The organism is Stenotrophomonas sp. (assembly GCF_031995405.1).
GTDB lineage: Bacteria > Pseudomonadota > Gammaproteobacteria > Xanthomonadales > Xanthomonadaceae > Stenotrophomonas.
Window position 1 is genome coordinate 36,831 of record NZ_DAMAGC010000015.1, and the last position, 19,042, is coordinate 55,872.

Genomic DNA, 19,042 nt, shown 5'->3' on the forward strand with positions numbered 1-19,042 from the left:
CCGCTCCCTCAGTGCTTTAGCGGTGTTTCGCTTTGGCGACCCACTAAACCAATAGTTAGCGCTCGGACTGCTGGCAACGGCGATGCACACATTAGTGAAGACGTCCTCGACCTCACAGTTCTCCCCGCCGCCAGAGGAGCATTCCTCGATCGCCTTCGCCTTTGCTTCCTTCGCAGAGCGCGCACCTACGAAAAATCCAAGTGCGTCGCCCTTACCAGTAGCAATTGCCCCCCATCGATCCAACGGGGAGGAGCGCACCGTATCCCCTACACCATGACCAGGTAAATAGACAGTGTTGTACTCCACTGAGCCAGGCTGCTGCGCGCCAGCGGGAGTAAGAATAATGCCAGCCAACAGAAGCGCCGTACCACTGAACAAGACCAATCTCATTTGCTTCTCTCCAACGGATGAAGTCCGCTCGTCAAGGGAAAGTGCAAGCGAGTGTCCTACCAAGGGCTACCCCTTCTTATTAACTTTCCTGCCCGAATCCCCATTGTCCACTCGACTGGTTCCTTGCGTAAAGTCAGACTGCTGACCAGAACTGTTCCGGCCCAAATTACCGAAGCTAGAGTTAGCAGCAAATGAACCCAGCGTGCCGTTGAAGAACATCGCGGCCATCGGCGGGGACATGACCATCAGCACCGACATCAACAGCCCCACCCCGCCCTGCTGCAACGCAGCGGAACTGATGCCCTGGCCGAAACCGAAGGCGCCCATTACGCCACCGACTACAGATTCTGGATTGGCGGCGGCGTAGTACGACGCAATCATCACCGCCGCAGAAATCGCGACAACTTTGGTAGCCACCGACACCATGAAGGAAAGCACGGCCATCGAGAACATGGTGCCAATCCCGTAGAGCAACCAGCGCTTGAACAGATCTTTGGTCTGTTCGAACAGCAGGCTCAGGGTCCACCCAGCTCTCGATCTCTGCGGGCGTCAGATCGAACTGGCGGCTCGCAGCGACCACGGGGTCTTGCCTTGGATGATCTCAATGACCAGGACTGACTTGCGCCGGGCCGTCCAGCGTTTGATTTCTTCTTCCATCACTACGCTCATCGGTGTCTCTTTCGGAGAAAATAACACCGAAGACGCCCTCGAGGCGACAACTTTCTCCGCTACCAGATGACCGCTCTTCAACTGCCGCGGAAACGGCAACTTCGGAGCGGGCTTTACTTGTGGCATCGCTATTTTCCAGGAAAAGCACACCCGTCGCGACGAATGGTGCACCCGCTTCCACACTCCTTCAGTGCTGTATTTCTATGCCACGCCAAGCTTTTGCCACCCGCGCTGGACCAGGTACTCGCCTCAGGTCCCGCAGCGAACGCCGCGCAGCCGTTATAAAACGTAAATACCACGCTACATTTTTCGCCGCTATTGGAGGTGCATTCCTTCAGCGCCTGCGCCGCTGCTTCTTCTTTCGAACTGCCATCGACGGTCCAGCCCAGGCTCCCCTTCTCCGTTCTAGCGAGCGCCCCCCAACGAACCGCATTGGTTCGTTTGGTGTCACCTACACCATGTGCTGGCAGATAGACGCTGTTATACGCCGCTGAACCAGGCTCGGGTTGCTGGGCCAGGGCAGAGCTGGCGACCAGGAGTGCAGTCAAACCAAAGGCTGCAATTGCAGTCTTCATTGCGTTCACCTGTATGGATGGGTGTGCCGTTCCATTCCCGAATTCAGACGTGCGTGGTTCAACCAATTCCAGTCCCCCTGCCGCCTTCCAACTTTTCGGAATTAACAAAGTCCTGCTTGAAGTCAGACCTCTGACCCGTGCTGTTGCGGCCCAAATTACCGAAGCTCGAATTAGCAGCGAATGAACCCAACGTGCCGTTGAAGAACATCGCGGCCATCGGCGGGGACATGACCATCAGCACCGACATCAGGAGCCCTACGCCACCCTGCTGCAACGCAGCGGAGCTGATGCCTTGGCCGAAACCAAACGCTCCCATTACACCACCGATGGCAGAGCCTGGATTGGCGGCGGCATAGTACGAGGCAATCATCACCGCCGCAGAAATCGCGACAACCTTGGTAGCTACCGACACCATGAAGGAAAGCACTGCCATCGAGAACATAGTGCCGATCCCGTAGAGCAACCAGCGCTTGAACAGATCCTTGGTCTGTTCGAACAGCAGGCTCAGGATGAAGATGGGTGCAAAGCCCACGAACAACACCAAGGCGATCTTGTACAGCAGCAGCATCGCGCCGCCGATCACCGAGGGTCCGGCAATGCCCACACCGATCAAGGCGGAGGTGTTGGCCTGCTTGTCCGTATTTTCCACGTCCTTGATGGTCGGCAGGGCGTCCATCAGCGTGAAGATGAACCCCATGATCTTCAGGTTCTCGTCGATGGCATCTTCGACGTTGTCATCTTTGCCCGTCACTACCTGGTGAATTTCCTGCGGCAGGGTGTCGGTCAGGAACTTGGTCAAACCAGTGCCGGCGAACGACATCGAGGTAGCCGCGATGACGATCAGGAACGCGCGCAGCGAACCCACCACCAGGGACATCAGCGATTCGCGGCTGCGCCCGGTAATGATCATGAATCCCTGCATCAACACCCACAATGTCAACAGCGTCAATGCGATGCCGCCGACCCAGCCCTGGGCCCTGCCCAGCATATCGCCCTGGAACGACACCATCTCCTTGTTCACCAGGTCGAACAGCTTAGCGAAGAACGCCCATTGGACGAAGCCAGAAGGATCGAATGGGATAGCGAAGAGCAGCATAGAATTTTCCCCAGTCCCTTAGAACGGCGATGCGCCGCTGAGCACACCAGACAGGCCGCCACCGCCACCGCCGCCCTTGAGCGCATTGCGCGTCAGCGCAACCTGGGTGTTCTGGATATGCAGCACCCGTGCATCGTAGGCGGCCATGTAGGTCTGGTAGCGATCCCGGTCGTTATCCATCAAAGCGGTAAGTGCCAACAACTCGTTGGTGTTGTACTGCAGGTTGGCATAGTCGTTGTCCGACAGCTGTCGGCGACGGTCCTGGATCTTCTTCAGGCGATCGTAATTCTCCTTGGATCGCTCGAACATCCGCATGGAAAAGCGATACTTCGCCAGTTCCGTCTTGGCCATCTCCTGGCACAGCTCCAGCTGGTGGGTAGCAAGTTGGGTATCGGCACCCTTCACGCAGAGATTCTCCATCGACATCACCGTTGCGCCGGGCTTGGTCTTGTCCAGCTTCTCATCGCCGGTCGGCTCGGCCACCATCGTCGGCGTGTCGTCGGTCTGGCGCTTGCTTACTCTCAACTTCGTATTGACGTCATTTAGCTGGCCGGTCACGGTGCCGTTGCTGCCCAGCTTGCTATCCAGTTTGCTCTGCGTCTTGGAATCATTCACCTCCCACGCCGCCATGGCTACACCTGCGCCAAGCAAAGAAGCAATCGCGAACGACAGCACCAGCCAACGGTTCGCTTTCGGCAGCACGGGGTCGGCGCCGAACATACGGGTCCAGGCCTGGTCGAAGCTGCTCGCGGTACCAAAATTACGGTTTCCCTGGGATGCCATTTTCCACCTCCACTAGTCTCTATCTGGGTTATACAGCCAGTGCGCGCTGGATGTCAGCGCGTAACCGCCCGCCTGCGTTCAGAAGTTTCCCCGCCTGTCTTGCCGCCACGGCCGGAGCCCTTGCGATTCGCATAGAAGGCCTCAAGCCACTGGTCCGGGGTCAATTCCGATCGGTCGATTTCGAGTCGCTCGGCCTGCTCGCGAACGATGCGATCCATGATTTCAATGTTGTCGGTGCTGGCCGAGATGACCGCCAGGGCGTCGTCCATGCCGCGCAGGTTGAGCTGGCAGACGGTGGAGCCGTGGCCCTGCTTGACCAGGAAGCTGCGCGAGCGTTCGTCGAGCTTGACGACAACCTCGAACTCGGCCTCGGTCAGCTTCAACCCCTCCATGTATTCCTCGCGGGATGCATTGGGGTTGGGCAGCAGGATCAACGTGGCGGTCTGTTCGATCAGCGCCGCGGAGATGTCGCTGGCCAGCGCATCTTCGGGGCTCTGGGTGGCGAAGATGCCCAGGCCGTTCTGCTTACGGATGGTCTTCTGCTTGTTCTTGGCGAAGTCCTTCAGCGCGCCACCACCGTCCAGGATCTTCCAGAATTCGTCCATCACGTAGATCAGTGGGCGGCCGTCGATCAGCTCCTCCAGGCGGTGCAGGAGGTAGTTGATGACCGGCACGCGGACTTCCACGTTGTCGATCACGTTGGTGTAATCGAAGCCGATGATGTTGGCCTTCTCCAGGTCGATGATGTCGACCGGGTTGTCGAAGACCCAACCCAGGGTGTTGCCGGCGGTCCACTTGCGCATGCGCGCATACAGGCCGTCGTCTCCCATGTTGGGCAGGCTCTTCTGGAAGTTGGTCATTGTCCGATACTGCATCGGCATATCGAGCATGCTTTCCACTGCGCGGAAGATATCCTCTTCCTCCCGTGCGGAATAGGTGCCCTTGCCCGCCAGCTCCTTGACCAGATCGCCGAGGAACTGCACGTTGGCGTCGGTGTTCTCGCACTGGAACGGGTTGAAGCCGGTGGGCTCGCCGTTGTCCAGTGCCAAATAGTTGCCGCCGCAGGCGCGCACGAAGATCTCGGCGCCACGGTCCTTGTCGAAGAAGAAGATGGTCGGCGACGGATCGTACTTCTGCACCTGGCTGAGCAGGAAGTTGATCAACGCGGTCTTGCCGGTACCGGACTTGCCGATCACCATCGTGTTGCCGATCGCCTTCTCACCCAGCGAATTCTCGGCCGGGTGGGTGGCATGGAAATTGAAGTAGTACGGCTGCCCGTTGGTGGTCTGCAACACGGTCAGGCACTGGCCCCACGGGTTGTTGTCGCGCTTGCCGGTGGCGAAGTTGTGCAGCGGCGACAGGCCCAGGAAGTTCAGCGAGCTTACATTGGCCACGCGCGTGCGGTACTTCCAGTTACCCGGCAGCTGCGAGTAGAACGAGGAACAGACCGCGAGGTCTTCCTTGGCCGACACGAAACCGGCATTGGACAGCTCGGCACGGGCCGTTGCCAGGTTGACCGACAGCGACTTCTGGTCCTCGGCGTAAAGCGTCAGGATGAAGTGGTACTCGCCCAGCACGAAGTTGCCGGACGCCACCTGGTCCATGGCGTAGTCCATCTCGGAGATCTGGCTGACGGCCTTGTCGCCGGAGGAGATCATCATGCCCTTGGTGCGCTCGAGGATCTTGAGCGCGTCCTGTCGGCCCATGGGGCTGAAGGAATGGGTGATCACATACTCGAAATCCAGGTACTTCAGGTTGTTCAGGATGCCCGGATAGGTGGCATCCGTGTATTCCTTGATGTTGAGGATGGCGCCGTAGTGGTTCTTGCCGCTCGGGGTGTTGATCACGAAATCGCCCGAGCGGGCCGAAAACATGTGGCGCGAGACCGGCAGGTAGTCGTAGACCGGTGCCCGCAGGACGGGCACCGGCTCTTCGACCCGGTTCAACAGGTAGCCAAGGAAGCTCAGCACTTCCGAGAACACCACGCCGTTCTTCTCCTCGTACATACCCAGCTGGACCGGTGCGTAGTCCTTCAGCACCGCTTCCACGTTGCCGGCCAGTTCCATGATCTTCGCCACGGCCTGGTCCTGTTCGGACTGCAGGCGCGAGACGTCCGCGGACTTCTCCACAAACTTCTTGCCGGACACGATCGGCCGGTAAAGCATGGTCAGGTACAGCTCGTTCTGCATGATCTTTTCAGACGAGAGCCGCTGGAAGTACTCATCCGACAGCTGCTGGTTGAACACATGCTCGTACGAACTGCGCAGCTCCACCCGACCACGTCGGCGGATGTCGTGCACCCAGAAAGCGACGTTCACGAAATCCGGCGCACGCAGCGTCTGCAACATCCGGTTGAAGGTGTTGTGCCGGTGCTCCAGCTCCCACTCCTCACGCCCAACAAACGGCAACCCGTCCAGGCGCCAGATGATGAGGTAGTCGCCGCCCGTCGTTTTCACGACCTGCGGTGACACATGCGAAGACAGCGGGATGAAATCGGCGATCGGGGTATCTGGCGCCAGCATTGGACTAGTCCGTGGAGGATTCTTCGAGCGACTTGCGGTAGCTGTTGGGTGTGAACACCCACATGCCGTTATGGTGCTTGATGTTCCTGGCCCGGAAGCGGAACTGCAGTCGCAGACCCAGCAGGCGGAAGATCATTTCGTCCCGCCGGGCCATCTGCCGCATGACCATGATGATCACCGGCAGCAGCAGCAGGAAAAACATGTTGAAGTAGAACGTGCAAAGAATGCACACGCCCGCTGCCATGGCAAAGGGGAGATACGGCACCCCCATGAACATGGCCGGGCGTGTGCAACCGCGAAATAGCGCGTTCTTATGCATACTTCAGCAGGGATTCCGAGATGACCATGGCGGTAGCGGTCACGTCGGCCGGCAGCAGCATCTTGGCGATCTGGGCGGCGGCGCCGATCAGGAAGCCACCGATCAGGACGGGTGCCACATCGGCAATACGCTTGTGGGCGAAGGCGATCTGGTAGCCGGCGAAGATCACCGCGATGGTCACGACCGCGATCGAGGCGACGTTGAGAATGCCGTTGACGTTCTCGAAGAACTTGTTGACGCGGCCGGTCGCGCCGGTGCCGTCCTGTGCCATGGCGATGAGCGGCAGCGCGAACAGGGTGGCTGCGGCGGTGGCCGAGGAAACCCGGCGGGCGATGGTGGAGAGGTGACGCTTGGCTTCGATCTTCATGGGTTGAATCCCCGTGGTTGTGGAAGGAGAGAACTGCGCTTTACTACAAGGCCGGGCATCGGCCGGAGTCGAAATCGACCTAGAAAACCAACGCGGCGTCCCGTTCGGGTACTCCCGCGGCTGGTATCTGGTTCGAAATCGGTGAGCGTCGCCCCGCCGCCCCTGATGGCAGCGTAGCGGGAGGTGCGGCCGCCGGTTGTGAAACCGGGGGGGCACCACTGGGTTGGAGCAGGACCGGCGCGTCTTCAGAACCCTGTGCGCCGGCGAGAATAGCCTGCAGGGCGGCCTCGGGGCCGGTGCTACCCTGCCCTGCGGCACGCCGCGCGGGCACGGCCGTGGCCGGGTACACGGACTGCGCGCTGGATGTCGGATAGACGCCGTTGGCGGTGGAGGTCGGATAGACCGAACCGGCCTGGGACGAGGGATAGACTTGGCCGGCCGCCGCCGAGTAACCGCTGGCGCGCGTGGCAGGTGCCATCCCGGCACCGCTCAGCGCGGCCTCTTCGATCCGGCGCAGCACGCGGCTGGCCGCCGGCTCAACCGGCACCTGGATACGGGTTACCGGCGCGCTGCCGCCGCGATTGCGGATGACCGGAATGGCGCCGCCGGCGGTAGCAACCGCGCCGCGCCAGGAGGTCATGACCTTGTCCACGTAACCGTGCCGATACCCGGTGGTGAAGTTGCCTGAGTAGTAGCAACTGAAGGCCTTGCCCCAGTCCTGCTTGGAACGGCTGTAGCACTCGGCCAGGATCCGCGAGCCAGCCTGCAGGTTCGGACAGACACCGAAGGCCTTCTCGTAGCTGTCCAGGCCCTGCTTCTGGAGGTTGTAGCGGTTGACCTGAGCCAGGCCCAGCGAGAAGTTGTAGCCCTCGCGTTCCAGCATCTTGGTGGTGGAGAGGGCTTCGCCAAGGTTTTTTGGCTGGCGCACCAGCCGGCCACCCACTACGCCGATGGCATAAGGGTTGAAGGACGATTCCACGCGAACGACGTGGTGCATGACTTCTGCCGGCACGGCCAGTTCAGTGCACGCCGCCAACTCAAGACCTGGCAACATCAGGTGCCCCTCCTTCCAGTGGTGCGCGCAGACAGTGCACGCAACGCAGGCAAGCGAACGTGGATGACGATGGTAGCGATACCGGTCATTCCGCGAGCCCTCGGGTGGGATCGAAATCGATCCCGGTAATAAAACGGCGGCCCGCATGCGCCTTGATGTGCACCACCACGTCGATGGTGAGCTTCAGCAGGCGCTTGATAACCTCGAACTCCAGGCCCGAGCCTTCATTGGAGGCCTTGACCATCAATGCGAGCTGGTCCCAGGTCTGCGAGGTGCTGCCAGCGTGGCAGCTGGTGATCGAGCCGGGGTGGCCGGAGGCGCAGTTGCGGATGAAATAGAACGACTCGTCACCGCGCAGCTCGGCCAGGATGATCCGGTCCGGCTTCATGCGCAGGCACGCTTCCATGCACGACTTGGCCGTAATGTTGCTCGCGCTCTGGCCGCCCTTGGAGTACAGCAGGTGGACCACGTTCGGCTGCGCCAGGAACAGCTCGCGCGCATCCTCGATGGTTACCAGGCGCTCTTGGTGTGAAATGTGGTTGACCAGCGACTTCATGAAGGTGGTCTTACCGCTACCGGTTGCGCCGGAGACCACGATGTTCTTGTGGTACTGGACCGCCTTCTTGAAGAAGGTGGCGTAGTCGCGCTGGGCGCGCAGCTCGACCAGTTCACGATCGTGGTCGCTGAGCGTCGGCGCCTGTTCGAGAATTTCGCTGAAGAAGCCGTCCTCCTCGTACTGTTCCAGCGACTTGCCGAACCGGGCCGGCATACGGATGGTGATCGAGACCCGCCCCGAATCGCAGGCGGGCGGGATCACGAACTGGGCACGCTGCCCCGTCGGGAAGGTCAACGAGACCATCGGGTCCGCATCGGTGATGCGCTGGCCGGTGTTGCTCTCGTTGACCACCGTGGTGCAGAACTGCCGCGCACGCTCATAGGTGAGTGTGGGAGCATCTGCGCGGTGCCAACCATCGCGGGTTTCCAGGTACAGCTCGCCCGGACGGTTGATGCAGATCTCGGTCACGTCCGTGGACTGCATGTGCTCGCCGATTCCCAGGATATGGTACTGATAATCCAGGAAATCGTTGGAGACCCTCGCGACGGTGGCCGTTTCGCTGCTCATTCCAGTGTCTTCGCTCAGCGGATCACGGCCGAGAAATCGACGTCGCGGGAGACGTAGACATTCACGATCGTGCCCTGATTGATGGTCACCGTGGCCGGACGCGCCATGTTGCGTTCCATGGCGACGTTCGCCATGCGCTCCATGGTACGTGCGGTGTCACTTTCATACGGATTCTGGACGACGGCACCGTTGACGACCGTCGAGGTCTCCGGCCCGTTCTCCGCGGCCGCGTACTTGAAGGCGTCGGCAAGGATGCTGATCAACAGCGACGAAGCAATACGCTGGCCCCAGTGTGCGTTGTAGTAACCCGGATTGCCGGCCGACCCGAGGTTGTCCACGCCCGGGCTCTTCATGTTGACATCCAGGCCGGTGGGCGTGGTGATGCGGTCCCACACGATGGCCACGCGGTCACCGATCGTGTCGTCCCCGCCATACGAGCCCTGGATCTTGGAACCACGCGGCAGCAGCAGGCGCTTGCCATCGAACGAATAGACCGGTTCGGTGACGATGCACGAGGTGTAGCCGGGGAAGTCGGAGATCACGCGGGACTGCAGCACGCAGCGGATGTAGGTGCCGCGCAGCAGCAGCGTGCTCGGCTTGTACAGCGGCTGTGCACTGGTCGGGCCGTCGGCGGCACGACGCGGCGGCGGTGCGGCCTGCGCCCCCTGCATACCGGGCATCATCGGATACTGCGGCTGCGCCTCGCCTTCACCCTGGGCGGCCGCCTGGGCGGCACCGGCATCAAGCATGCGGCGCTCCAGCAACGACATCGGCTCGGCCTGGCGCGGACCGGTGCCGTTGCCCATAAGCATCGGCTCGGGCGCGTCATCGACCACCGGCAATGGCGGCAACTGCTCGACCATCTGCGGGGCCTGGACCGCCGGCTGTTCCGGCGGCAGTTCCGGCAGGTCACGCGGCGCTGCAGGAATGACAACCTGCGCGCTGGGAGCCTTCTTGACCTCTTCGGCGTTGGAAGACAGGCCGCCGGAGAAGATCCAGATCGCCAATGCACCCAGGGCCAGCACGATCGCCGCCAGGAAGGCGAGCGCCTTGCGGTTCAGGCGCTGCACGTCATCGGCACGCAGGTACGGCGAAGACTCACCGTCCAGGTCCGGCTCGGCCGCCTGGCTGCGGCGGGTATACGGGTTGGAGTAGTCCGCCGGCGCAGGCGCCGGGGCGCCAGCCGGTACGGGCTCGTGGTCATGCTCGTTGGGAGGAATCTGATTCACAGCTCCGGCCTCCTGCGCAGGGCGATTGCATTGTCGCCGTGCCGCACGACGAGATAGGCGTAGGTGCCGTGCACCACGATGGTGTCCCCTTCGATGGTCGAGTTGACGATGAACTCCTCACCGGTCTTGCTGTCCCGCGCAAACACCGCTGGGAAGTTGCCGCTGGGGAAGCGCGAGCGGTCGCCCATGCGAAGGTAGGTGAAGCGACGGTCGTCATATACCGACGCGGGCACCAGCCAGGTCGGCTGACGCTTGCGATAGGTGTAGTCGTAGTTGTAGTAGTAGTCGCGCCCGGGCACCACGTCGGTGCTGAGTTCGGAGACGGCTTCGTCTTCCTTCTTCTCTTCCTGCGCGGCGAACAGAGTGTCGGCCGGGTAGGTGAAGCGGACCTTGTACTGCACGCCGGAAGACTTGGCATCTTCCAGGGCGCGCCAATTCGTGGCGACCACCTTCAGCTCGAAAATGTACGAATGCGCCGCGGTGCGCACCATCAGGTTGGTGTCCACGTCGACGTTCTTCGGCTTGAGGTAGAACACGTTCTCGCGACGGTTGATCTCCCAGCCGCCGCCGAAACCGCTGCTGTAGTCCAGGATTTCTTCATGCGGACTGAGTTCGATCTGGGTGGTGATACCCAGGCCGGTGCGGATCGTATACACCTTGTCGGCGCCGTACTCGTATTCTTCAACGACCTTGGCCGCAGCGGGCAGTGCCAGCCCCGCCATCATCAGCAGAGCCAGGCCGCCGCGCAGGAATGCCTGCATCGGGCTACTCATCGTACAACTCCCCCTTGTTGACTCTGTCCGTTCATCTGTTCGGCCGGCATCGGTGGCAGCGCGGCGGCATTGGGATCCTGCGCCGGCATCACGCCGGGCGCTGTGCCCGGCATCGACCCGGGTACGCTGCCGGGCGCGGGCACGGCGCCGGGATACGCGGCCTGCGCTGCGGCGGTCGGGTCGACCTGTGCCGGTGCGGAAGCCGTGCCATCAGGGCGGAACGCTGCAGCCGACGGTGCGGTCGGGGTCGGCGCGAAGTCGTTGTCCACGCGGTAATTGGTGACGCGGAACCCCAGCGGATTGACCAGGCGATCCTCATCGCTCAGACGCATGTTCTTGTCGTAGGTGTACTCCATCGTGGCGATCTTGCTGTCCAGCGGCTGGATACGCCCGTTGCTCTTGTCATACACGGTGCGTTGGAACCGAACCGTGGCGCCCGTAGGGCCATGCCCTTCCCCGCCGCCGATAAGCACGATGCTCAGGATGCGCACGTTCACCGCACGCGATGCGCCATACAGGCGGTACGGCCGCTCTGGATTGCTCTCCGCATGCAGCGCCATGTAGGCCGGCGCAACGGCCGGACCAGCCATGGACAAGGTGGTGCGCCAGTTGCGTTGACCCACCAGGCCGGAGTCGTAGGACTCACGGGCCAGGATGAACTGCGCGACATTGCTCTTGTTGATGGCTTCTTCGGCGGTGACGTCGCGGTCATTGAAGTTGCCGGTCAGTCGTGCCACCGAGGCGGTGCCCGTGTACGGGTCGGCCATGACCAGGTACGGCACCTTTTCCTTCAACGGCAGGAACAGAAAGTAGCCGCCGGCCAGCAACAGCGACATCAGGATGGCCGCCCAGGCGACCATCCAGGCCCGTCGCTCGCTGCGGCGCGCGCGCTCGGCCAAGGTGACCTCGAAGTTCACGCCCTGCGAAACGGCCCGATCGATCTCGGGCGAGCTGGTCTTCTTTTTACCGAACATGCGGGGCGCCTCGACTACTGGTCAGAGGCATCGGTGGCCGAAGCCCCCGCTGCGGTGGATGCGCCTGCGACGCTCACGGTGATCCGGGCATTGTCGACCGTGACCAGCACGCCCTGGGCCGCGTACGCCGCCGACAATGCTGCTGCCGCCTCACCCGCACTGGAGGTGCGGATCTTGGCGACCGGGCCGTACAGCGTGTAGTCGTTGGGATGCTGGTAGGACAGGATCAGCCCCGAATCCTTCGCCCAGCGCGTGACCAACCCCTTGAGCGTCCTGTCGATGGGCGCGGCCTGATAGACATAGGCCTGGTTCAACGGAATGGCCATCGTGGTTTCGGACATCCGATTGACAGGCATCCACTTGCCACGCGGCTCGGACGCCGGCGGAGTAGCGCATCCGGCAAGCACGGCGGTCACGGAGAGTAATGCGACGGCCATCACATTTCTAATCGGCTTACTGCAGTTCACGAAGTCACCGTAGACGAGTTTTTTGAATGCAGCAGATCGCTGCCCGACACTCCCCGAGGGGAGCAAGCAGTACGTGCCACTATTGGATTTCAGTGCGATGTTTGCCGCACGCAAGCGCCGGCAAGGGGTTCCCACACCCCGGAAGAACCTTCGCAGGCCGTGGCCCGCTCTTCTTTCCCCGTTTGACATCAATCATCTGGAAATTCCTTTTCCGACTACACCATCGACTGCTACACAACGCGGCAATCGCTTCACTCCCCGCGAAGCTACACCACACCTTCACATGAAATCATACGAGTCGATCACGACCGAAATGTGAAGGCATATTCTCGTGAAGAAAATTTCACATGATCGAGAGACTACGTAGATCGAGATGGCAATATGCCATGACAACGAATTTCGAACAAGCACTGAACGGGGTCAGATAATTCTTACAATGTGTGACACGCATCGGAATCGCCGCGCGACATTTTATTCTGGCAACATGCGTGCCCCGCCCCAAAGGCCCTGATGTCGGCAGGTGTGTAGTGGATCAGACCCGGATGGAAGAGTTCGTCACCAATTCCGCATTGCTCGCGGGACACCTGACGCAGCAGTGCGAGAAAGCAATTGCCGATCAGAAGCAGTCCGCAGCCGAGCTCAAGAATGCCGCTGTCCAGATCGGGCAAGGCGTCGCATCAGGTCGCGCGGAGCTGGTGCAGAGCGTGCGAAGTGCGGTGCGCGAGGCGTTGTCGCAGGAAATTCCGCCAGCAGTTGAAGCGATCTCCGAGTCCGGCGATCGGCTACGCCAGCTGGCTGACCAGTTGCAGCGCGAGCAGGTGTCGGCGGCATCCCGGGTGGGCGCCGTGGCCTGGAAGTCGCTGGTCGCCATCACCCTCGCCTCGGTGGTGATCATCGGGGCCACGGCGTATACCGCCTGGAACAATGTGCAGCGCGCGCAACGCGCGCAGGTGGATGCCCAGGTGCTTGAGGCGCTGCAACACGTGGCGATCACCTCCTGTGACGGAAGGCCCTGCGTCAAGCTTGCCAATGACCAGCAGCGATGGACCAGGAACAACGACTACCTCCTGGTCGATGGCGGCAGCGGCAAACCCACCGCGAAGTAATGCGTAGCCCCACGCCGCACGGGCATCCCTTCGGCGTGGCATCATTCTTCCCTTCTGCGAAAGCACGCACGTCCGAGTCGAAGGAATCGCCTTGAACAACCCTCGTATCCTGATCTCCGTCGTCCTGGCGGTGATCCTGTCCATCGTGGCACTCTACCTTTCAGGCCTGCTCACCCTGGTCTTCCTCGGTCTGGATGCGGGAGCGGCCAAGTTCGGCACGTACTACCAGTACGTCAAGAACCTCAACCACCCGCAGGTGCTGCCCTATGCCGGGCGCATCAAGGCGGCCGGTGCCATTTCCGCCGTGCTGATGTTCGCCATGTGGGTGGCCGTCACGGTGATGATGTTCAAGATCCGCAGCCACAGCAACATCCACGGCAAGGCGCGCTTCGCCGGCATGATGGACCTGGCGAGCAAGGGCTTCTTCAAGCAGAAGGACGACGGCATCGTGCTTGGCCAGATGAACGGCAAGCTGCTGCGTCTGACCGGCCAGCAGTTCGTGATCCTGGCTGCCCCGACCCGCTCGGGCAAGGGCGTGGGCGTGGTCATTCCCAACCTGCTGGACTATCGCGAATCGGCGGTAGTGCTCGATATCAAACAGGAGAACTTCGACCTGACTTCGGGCTGGCGCCAGTCCATCGGGCACGAGATCTACCTGTTCAACCCTTTCGCCGAAGACCGTCGATCGCACCGGTGGAATGCGCTCACCTATGTCTCCAGCGATCCTGCGTTCAGGGTGTCCGACCTTCAGGCAATCGCGGCGATGCTGTATCCCGATGGCGATGACAAGGACAAGTTCTGGACGGGCCAGGCGCGCAATGCGTTCCTTGCCTTCACCCTGTACATGTTCGAGGAAGCCGATGTCTTCCCGGGCGCGTCCAAGCCCACGCTGGGTGGCGTGCTGCGGCTGTCTTCAGGCAACGGAACCGAGCTGAAGCCGTACCTGGAGAAACTGGCGTCGGCGAGCTTCCTCAGCGCCCAGGCACGCACCGCTTTCGCTGGTTTGCTGTCGCAGGCGGATGTGACGTTCGCGTCGATCATCGGCTCGTTCCGCGAGCCGCTCAACCCTTGGCTGAACCCGGTTCTGGATGCTGCCACCAGCGGCGATGATTTCCGGTTGGACGACGTTCGCCGCAAGCGCATGACCATCTACGTGGGCATCCAGCCAAACAAGCTCGCCGAGAGCCGCCTGATCGTCAACCTGTTCTTCAGCCAGTTGATCAACGTCAATACCAAGACGCTGCCGCAGAACGACAAGGCCCTCAAGCACCAGTGCCTGCTGCTGATGGACGAGTTCACCTCCATCGGGCGCGTGGACATCATCTCCAAGGCCGTGTCCTACATGGCCGGCTACAACATCCGCCTGCTGCCGATCATCCAGTCGATGGCCCAGCTGGATGCGGTCTACGGCAAGGAGCTGTCGCGCACGATCATCACCAACCACGCGCTGCAGATCATCTATGCGCCGCGCGAACAGCAGGATGCCAATGACTATTCGGAGATGCTGGGCTACACAACCGTCCAGCGACGTTCACGCACCCGCTCGCACGGCCCGTCCAGTTCGGTTTCGGACAACGAGGTGCTCGAACGGCGTGCCCTGATGCTTCCGCAGGAGCTCAAGGCGATGGGGCCGGACAAAGAGATCGTGCTCTATGAAGGCCTGCCGCACCCGGTACTGTGCGCCAAGATAAAGTATTACAAGGACAGCTACTTCACCAAGCGTCTGCTGCCCAAGGCCGAAGTGAAGCCGCTGACGCTGAAGTAAACAGGACTGCCGACCCCCGCCTGGCACCTCTGCCCGCCGTTGCCAGCCGCGAGGCTCCCCCCTGCTTCGGCGGCCGGAGGACTACCATGTAGCTCCTCCGGTGGTGCAGTGGTTACAGATGAGTGGCGGAATCAAGATGCGCAGTGCGGTCGGCAGCCAGGGCGCGGTACACGGGCTGGACGCGCTGCAGAAGCGACACGAGGCCGGCCAGACCCTGCCGACGCTGTTGTGCGATGGCCGGAACTGCGGCGTGCCGGTCCGCTTTGTCCCTGCGCACACGCAACGCGGCACAGACCGCCATGCCGTGGTCGAGCTGCCGGCCTACATCACCTTGGACAACGGCGCCGAACACGCGCCGGGCTGCCGCTACAACGCCCCCGGTCGGTTGGCCGCAGTGCTGGCGAGCGTGTCCGATGCGGACGTCGTGCAAGCACTGGACGATGGCAGGCACGAGCTGCGCCTGCTCGGCCTGCACCAGGCATTGAAACGCGGTGCCACCGATGCGCGACTGGATGGCGACCTGCATACCCTCACCGACCTGCTCGCGGTGCGCGCGATGTGCGGGAGCGACGACCTGATCGCCTCGCAGGTCGTGCTGCGGTTGGGCAAAAAGAAAGTGGCCTGGGAGAATTTCTTCTACGACCAGGAGCGCTACGACGCGGCCTGGCACCGCCTGGACGCGGCGTCCAACGACGTGCCGCTGGCACTGGTCGGCACGGTGCGTGCGCATCGAGCGGCCCAGGGCGAAGCCGGACAGGGTTCCACCTTCCTGAACTGCGCGCCGAAATACCAGCAGAGCGGCGTCGTGGATCGACGGGAGTTCGTTGAAGTCAGCGTCGGCCACGACGATGCGGCATGGCTGAAGACGTTCCCGGTGGGGGCGGAGATTGTCATGGTCGGGTTGTGGCGACACGGCAGGACCAGCACCTCGACCCGGCCGCACCCGACCGACCCGCGCCGGACCATCACCAATGTGACCTACAAACTGTCGCTGCGGCCCTCTTCCCGGTTCCAGCTCGCAGCGGTTTACTGATCCTTCGCGGTCATCCGACCAGCGGTGTCCCGGCAAGGGCCGCATCGACACCGGTGAAGCCGCGCTCCATCACCGCGACGAACGCAGCCTCGGGCGAACGATCTGCCAGCACGGCCGCCAAGGCATCGGTATAGGCCACCACCAGCGTGCCCATCAGCAGGGTGGCGGCAAGCCGTGCCTGCGGATCCTGTGGTGGCCTGCCAATGGCGGCGGCCAGCAGGGCGGCCAGTTCGTCGCCGAGGGTCACCTGGAGTTCCCGGGCGCGCGCGGTCAGCGCCGGACTGGCGGCCACCGCGAACCAGAATGTGACCGGCCGCGCGGAGATACGCAGCAACGGATGACCGCTTTGCTGCAAACGGCGCATCAGGTCCTGGAAGGCATGCACCGGGGACCGCGGCCCGCGCGCGGCGATCGCATCGCGCACCAGGGCCCGCCCCTCCTCCTCGCGGTCGAAGAGCAGGTCTTCCTTGCGCGGAAAATAGTTGAATACGGTCTTGCGCGACACCCCGGCCGCGACGGCAACCTCGTCCACCGAGACCGCCTCGAACCCGCGCGCGATGAACAACCGCGTGGCGACGTTGGAAATCATCAGACGGGTGTCGGCCTTTTTGCGTTCACGCAGGCCGGGCGGCATTGACAGGCTGTCGTTCATGCGCCTATTTTACACTCAGTGTACTTTTAATGCCAGCGCGTTAGGGCGACGGCCCAGCGCTGCGCCTCTTCGAGGAAATCCCGTGATCCATGACGTCATCATCGCCGGGGCCGGCCCGGTCGGCTTGCTGCTGGCCTGCGAACTGCGGCTGGGCGGCGCATCCGTGCTGGTGCTGGAACGTGCAACGGCCCCCTGCTCTGCCCTCAAGCGTCTGCCCTTCGGCATGCGCGGGTTGTCGCTGCCGAGCATCGAGGCGCTGGAGCGGCGTGGCCTGCTGGATGCAGTCGCCGCACTGCAGCCGCCGCGCGCGACCCCTGCGGCAGCGCACTGGGCCGGTCAACCACGTCGCCCGGCCGGCCACTTCGCCGGTATCCAGTACTTCCAGGACCGTGTCGATACCCGCCGCTGGCCCTATCGCCTGCCCGGTGCGGTCGCCACCACCATGATGGTGGACATGCAGTCGCTGGAAACCGTTCTGGCCGAACGCGCGTCCTTGCTCGGCGTAGCGATTCTGCGTGGCGCCGGCGTGGATGCCGTGCATGCCTCGAGCGAGGGTGTCACGGTATACGCCGGCGACCAGCGTTTCGACGGCCGCTGGCTGGTGGGCTGCGATGGCGGGCGCAGCACTGTGCGCAAGGCGACCGGCATTGCCTTTATCGGGACCGAGCCGGAGTTCACCGGCTACTCGGTGGACGTGGTGCTGACCGACCCGCATCCCCTGCCGCCGGGCCGCCACTACACCGCCACCGGCATGTACACCTTTGCCGCACCGGGCACGATCGGCATGGTGGCGTTCGATGGTGGTGCCCACCATCGCCAGCCGCTCACCCGCGAGCATGTGCAGGAGGTGCTGCGCCACGTGTCCTGCACCGATGTGGGCGTGAGCGAGCTGCGCCTGGCCACCACCTGGACCGATCGTGCCTGCCAGGCCGCCACGTATCGCAGTGGCCGCGTGCTGCTGGCCGGCGACGCCGCGCACGTGCATTCGCCGCTCGGTGGGCAGGGCCTCAACCTGGGGCTGGGCGATGCGATGAACCTGGGCTGGAAGTTGGCCGCGACGATCCGCGGGGATGCCGCCGACGGACTGCTCGATAGCTACACCGACGAGCGCCATCCGATCGGCGCACAGGTGCTGGACTGGTCGCGTGCGCAGGTGGCGCTGATGCGGCCCAGCGCCAGTTCAAGGGCACTCGAAGCGATCCTCCGCGACCTGATCGAGACGCGTGATGGCGCGAGCTACTTTGCCGAGCGGCTCTCGGGTGCGGGATTGCGGCTGGCGCTGGGTGATGCGCACCCGCTGGTGGGGCGGAGCGTGCCGGCGTTCGCGCTGCAGGATGGGACGCGGATGGGCGAGCGGCTGCGCAGCGGCAAGGGTCTGTTGCTGGACTTCACCGCGCAGCGGACGCTGCAGGCCACCGGCGAAGCGTGGTCGGCTCGGATCGATTACCTGGCCACCACGGTGGACGAAGCCTTCGGGCTGAGCGCGGTGCTGGTGCGGCCCGATGGTGTGGTGGGCTGGGCAAGCGATACGTGCACCGACGGCACCGATGTGGAACAGGTGCTGCGCCGCCTTTGGAAACCAGCTGCGTAGCTGAGCGCGGCAGGCCTCAACCGCACCGCGCGCTCAGCCTTCCCAGCGCAGGCCCTTGGGGTCGCTGCGGAACCCCGCAGCGCGCAGCGCCTCGGTGAGCAGGTCGCGTGCCACCGGTGCGTCGTTGATCAGTTCCAGGGTGAAGCTGGTTCGACGGACGCGGCCGAGGGCCGCGGCAAGCGCGCTCGATGCCAGCCCGAGCGATGCGGCGTCCGTGGGCGCGTCCGCGTCGAACCATGTCAGCAGCTGACGGCCGCCCTGCGCAAGGTACATCCGCAGGCGGCCGCCGACGATGACCACGAGCCCGCCGGCACGCCGCACCGGACGCAGCGCCGTGACCTGCGCCGGCCACGGCAGCACGGTGCCGAACGGGTTGGCCGGATCCACCACGGAGAGCGCAACCGCAACGCTGGGGCGCCCCGCCTGCAGCGCATCGGCGATGCCACGCAGCCTGTCCACCGTGGTGCGTTCGGCGAACTGTGCCCCGCCAAGTTTGTCCACGAAGCGGCCGCGCAGCACGCGACCGGCATCCTCCATGCCGCGATAGACCTGCT

Annotated in this window: 18 protein-coding genes and 2 pseudogenes; 4 read left to right on the top strand and 16 right to left on the bottom strand. The window is 63.0% G+C overall.

Features of this window, described 5'->3' with window-relative positions:
* Positions 1-456: 456 nt before the first annotated feature.
* The 14 genes and pseudogenes from RTO53_RS04385 to RTO53_RS04450 all read right to left on the bottom strand — a co-directional run bounded on the left by RTO53_RS04385 (position 457) and on the right by RTO53_RS04450 (position 12,311).
* On the bottom strand, positions 457-843 hold the full coding sequence (locus RTO53_RS04385; RefSeq protein ID WP_345784546.1) for a hypothetical protein: 387 nt from the start codon (positions 841-843) through the stop codon (positions 457-459).
* A 67-nt stretch (positions 844-910) separates the two neighbouring features.
* Positions 911-1,059, bottom strand: a pseudogene (locus RTO53_RS04390) (DUF1153 domain-containing protein); the annotation flags it as partial.
* Between the two features lie 128 nt (positions 1,060-1,187).
* Entirely contained in the window at positions 1,188-1,634 is a 447-nt protein-coding gene (locus tag RTO53_RS04395; protein ID WP_312236658.1) for a DUF4189 domain-containing protein, read from the bottom strand.
* 58 nt (positions 1,635-1,692) lie between these two features.
* On the bottom strand, positions 1,693-2,730 hold the full coding sequence (locus RTO53_RS04400) for a type IV secretion system protein (RefSeq protein WP_312236659.1): 1,038 nt from the start codon (positions 2,728-2,730) through the stop codon (positions 1,693-1,695).
* Between the two features lie 18 nt (positions 2,731-2,748).
* Positions 2,749-3,513, bottom strand: a complete 765-nt coding sequence (locus tag RTO53_RS04405; RefSeq protein ID WP_312236660.1) for a hypothetical protein — start codon at positions 3,511-3,513, stop codon at positions 2,749-2,751.
* 53 nt (positions 3,514-3,566) lie between these two features.
* Positions 3,567-6,035 (bottom strand): VirB4 family type IV secretion/conjugal transfer ATPase, encoded by a 2,469-nt coding sequence (locus RTO53_RS04410; protein WP_312236661.1) that lies wholly within the window; start codon positions 6,033-6,035, stop codon positions 3,567-3,569.
* 4 nt (positions 6,036-6,039) lie between these two features.
* Complete coding sequence (locus RTO53_RS04415; RefSeq protein ID WP_312236662.1) at positions 6,040-6,354, bottom strand: VirB3 family type IV secretion system protein; 315 nt, start codon at positions 6,352-6,354, stop codon at positions 6,040-6,042.
* Positions 6,347-6,721: a TrbC/VirB2 family protein gene (locus RTO53_RS04420; RefSeq protein WP_312236663.1), complete on the bottom strand. Its 375-nt coding sequence runs from the start codon at positions 6,719-6,721 to the stop codon at positions 6,347-6,349. Before RTO53_RS04420 ends, RTO53_RS04415 begins: the two co-directional genes overlap by 8 nt.
* A gap of 79 nt (positions 6,722-6,800) precedes the next feature.
* On the bottom strand, positions 6,801-7,775 hold the full coding sequence (locus tag RTO53_RS04425; RefSeq protein ID WP_312236664.1) for a lytic transglycosylase domain-containing protein: 975 nt from the start codon (positions 7,773-7,775) through the stop codon (positions 6,801-6,803).
* Positions 7,776-7,860: 85 nt separating this feature from the next.
* Complete coding sequence (virB11, locus tag RTO53_RS04430; RefSeq protein WP_312236665.1) at positions 7,861-8,898, bottom strand: P-type DNA transfer ATPase VirB11; 1,038 nt, start codon at positions 8,896-8,898, stop codon at positions 7,861-7,863.
* Between the two features lie 14 nt (positions 8,899-8,912).
* On the bottom strand, positions 8,913-10,127 hold the full coding sequence (locus RTO53_RS04435) for a TrbI/VirB10 family protein (RefSeq protein ID WP_312236666.1): 1,215 nt from the start codon (positions 10,125-10,127) through the stop codon (positions 8,913-8,915).
* A complete protein-coding gene (locus tag RTO53_RS04440; protein WP_312236673.1) occupies positions 10,124-10,888 on the bottom strand; it encodes a TrbG/VirB9 family P-type conjugative transfer protein in 765 nt (254 codons plus the stop codon). Before RTO53_RS04440 ends, RTO53_RS04435 begins: the two co-directional genes overlap by 4 nt.
* Positions 10,889-10,896: 8 nt before the next feature.
* Positions 10,897-11,874: a VirB8/TrbF family protein gene (locus RTO53_RS04445; protein WP_312236667.1), complete on the bottom strand. Its 978-nt coding sequence runs from the start codon at positions 11,872-11,874 to the stop codon at positions 10,897-10,899.
* 14 nt (positions 11,875-11,888) lie between these two features.
* Entirely contained in the window at positions 11,889-12,311 is a 423-nt protein-coding gene (locus RTO53_RS04450; RefSeq protein WP_312236674.1) for a hypothetical protein, read from the bottom strand.
* 572 nt (positions 12,312-12,883) lie between these two features.
* Here RTO53_RS04450 and RTO53_RS04455 point away from each other — a divergent pair.
* The 3 genes from RTO53_RS04455 (at position 12,884) to RTO53_RS04465 (ending at position 16,245) form a co-directional block, all read left to right on the top strand.
* On the top strand, positions 12,884-13,447 hold the full coding sequence (locus RTO53_RS04455) for a hypothetical protein (RefSeq protein WP_312236668.1): 564 nt from the start codon (positions 12,884-12,886) through the stop codon (positions 13,445-13,447).
* Positions 13,448-13,553: 106 nt separating this feature from the next.
* Positions 13,554-15,212 (top strand): type IV secretory system conjugative DNA transfer family protein, encoded by a 1,659-nt coding sequence (locus tag RTO53_RS04460; protein WP_312236675.1) that lies wholly within the window; start codon positions 13,554-13,556, stop codon positions 15,210-15,212.
* A 118-nt stretch (positions 15,213-15,330) separates the two neighbouring features.
* A complete protein-coding gene (locus tag RTO53_RS04465; RefSeq protein WP_312236669.1) occupies positions 15,331-16,245 on the top strand; it encodes a hypothetical protein in 915 nt (304 codons plus the stop codon).
* Between the two features lie 10 nt (positions 16,246-16,255).
* On the opposite strand, the gene RTO53_RS04470 is transcribed toward RTO53_RS04465, so the two are convergent.
* Positions 16,256-16,897 (bottom strand): TetR family transcriptional regulator, encoded by a 642-nt coding sequence (locus RTO53_RS04470; RefSeq protein WP_312236670.1) that lies wholly within the window; start codon positions 16,895-16,897, stop codon positions 16,256-16,258.
* An 82-nt stretch (positions 16,898-16,979) separates the two neighbouring features.
* On the opposite strand from RTO53_RS04470, the gene RTO53_RS04475 reads away from it, so the two are divergent.
* Positions 16,980-18,488 carry an FAD-dependent monooxygenase gene (locus RTO53_RS04475; RefSeq protein WP_312236671.1) on the top strand — a complete coding sequence of 503 codons (1,509 nt, stop codon included), beginning with the start codon at positions 16,980-16,982 and terminating at the stop codon, positions 18,486-18,488.
* A gap of 33 nt (positions 18,489-18,521) precedes the next feature.
* Here the strand turns inward: RTO53_RS04475 and RTO53_RS04480 are convergent.
* Positions 18,522-19,042 (bottom strand): annotated as a pseudogene (locus RTO53_RS04480) (ATP-dependent helicase); the annotation flags it as partial.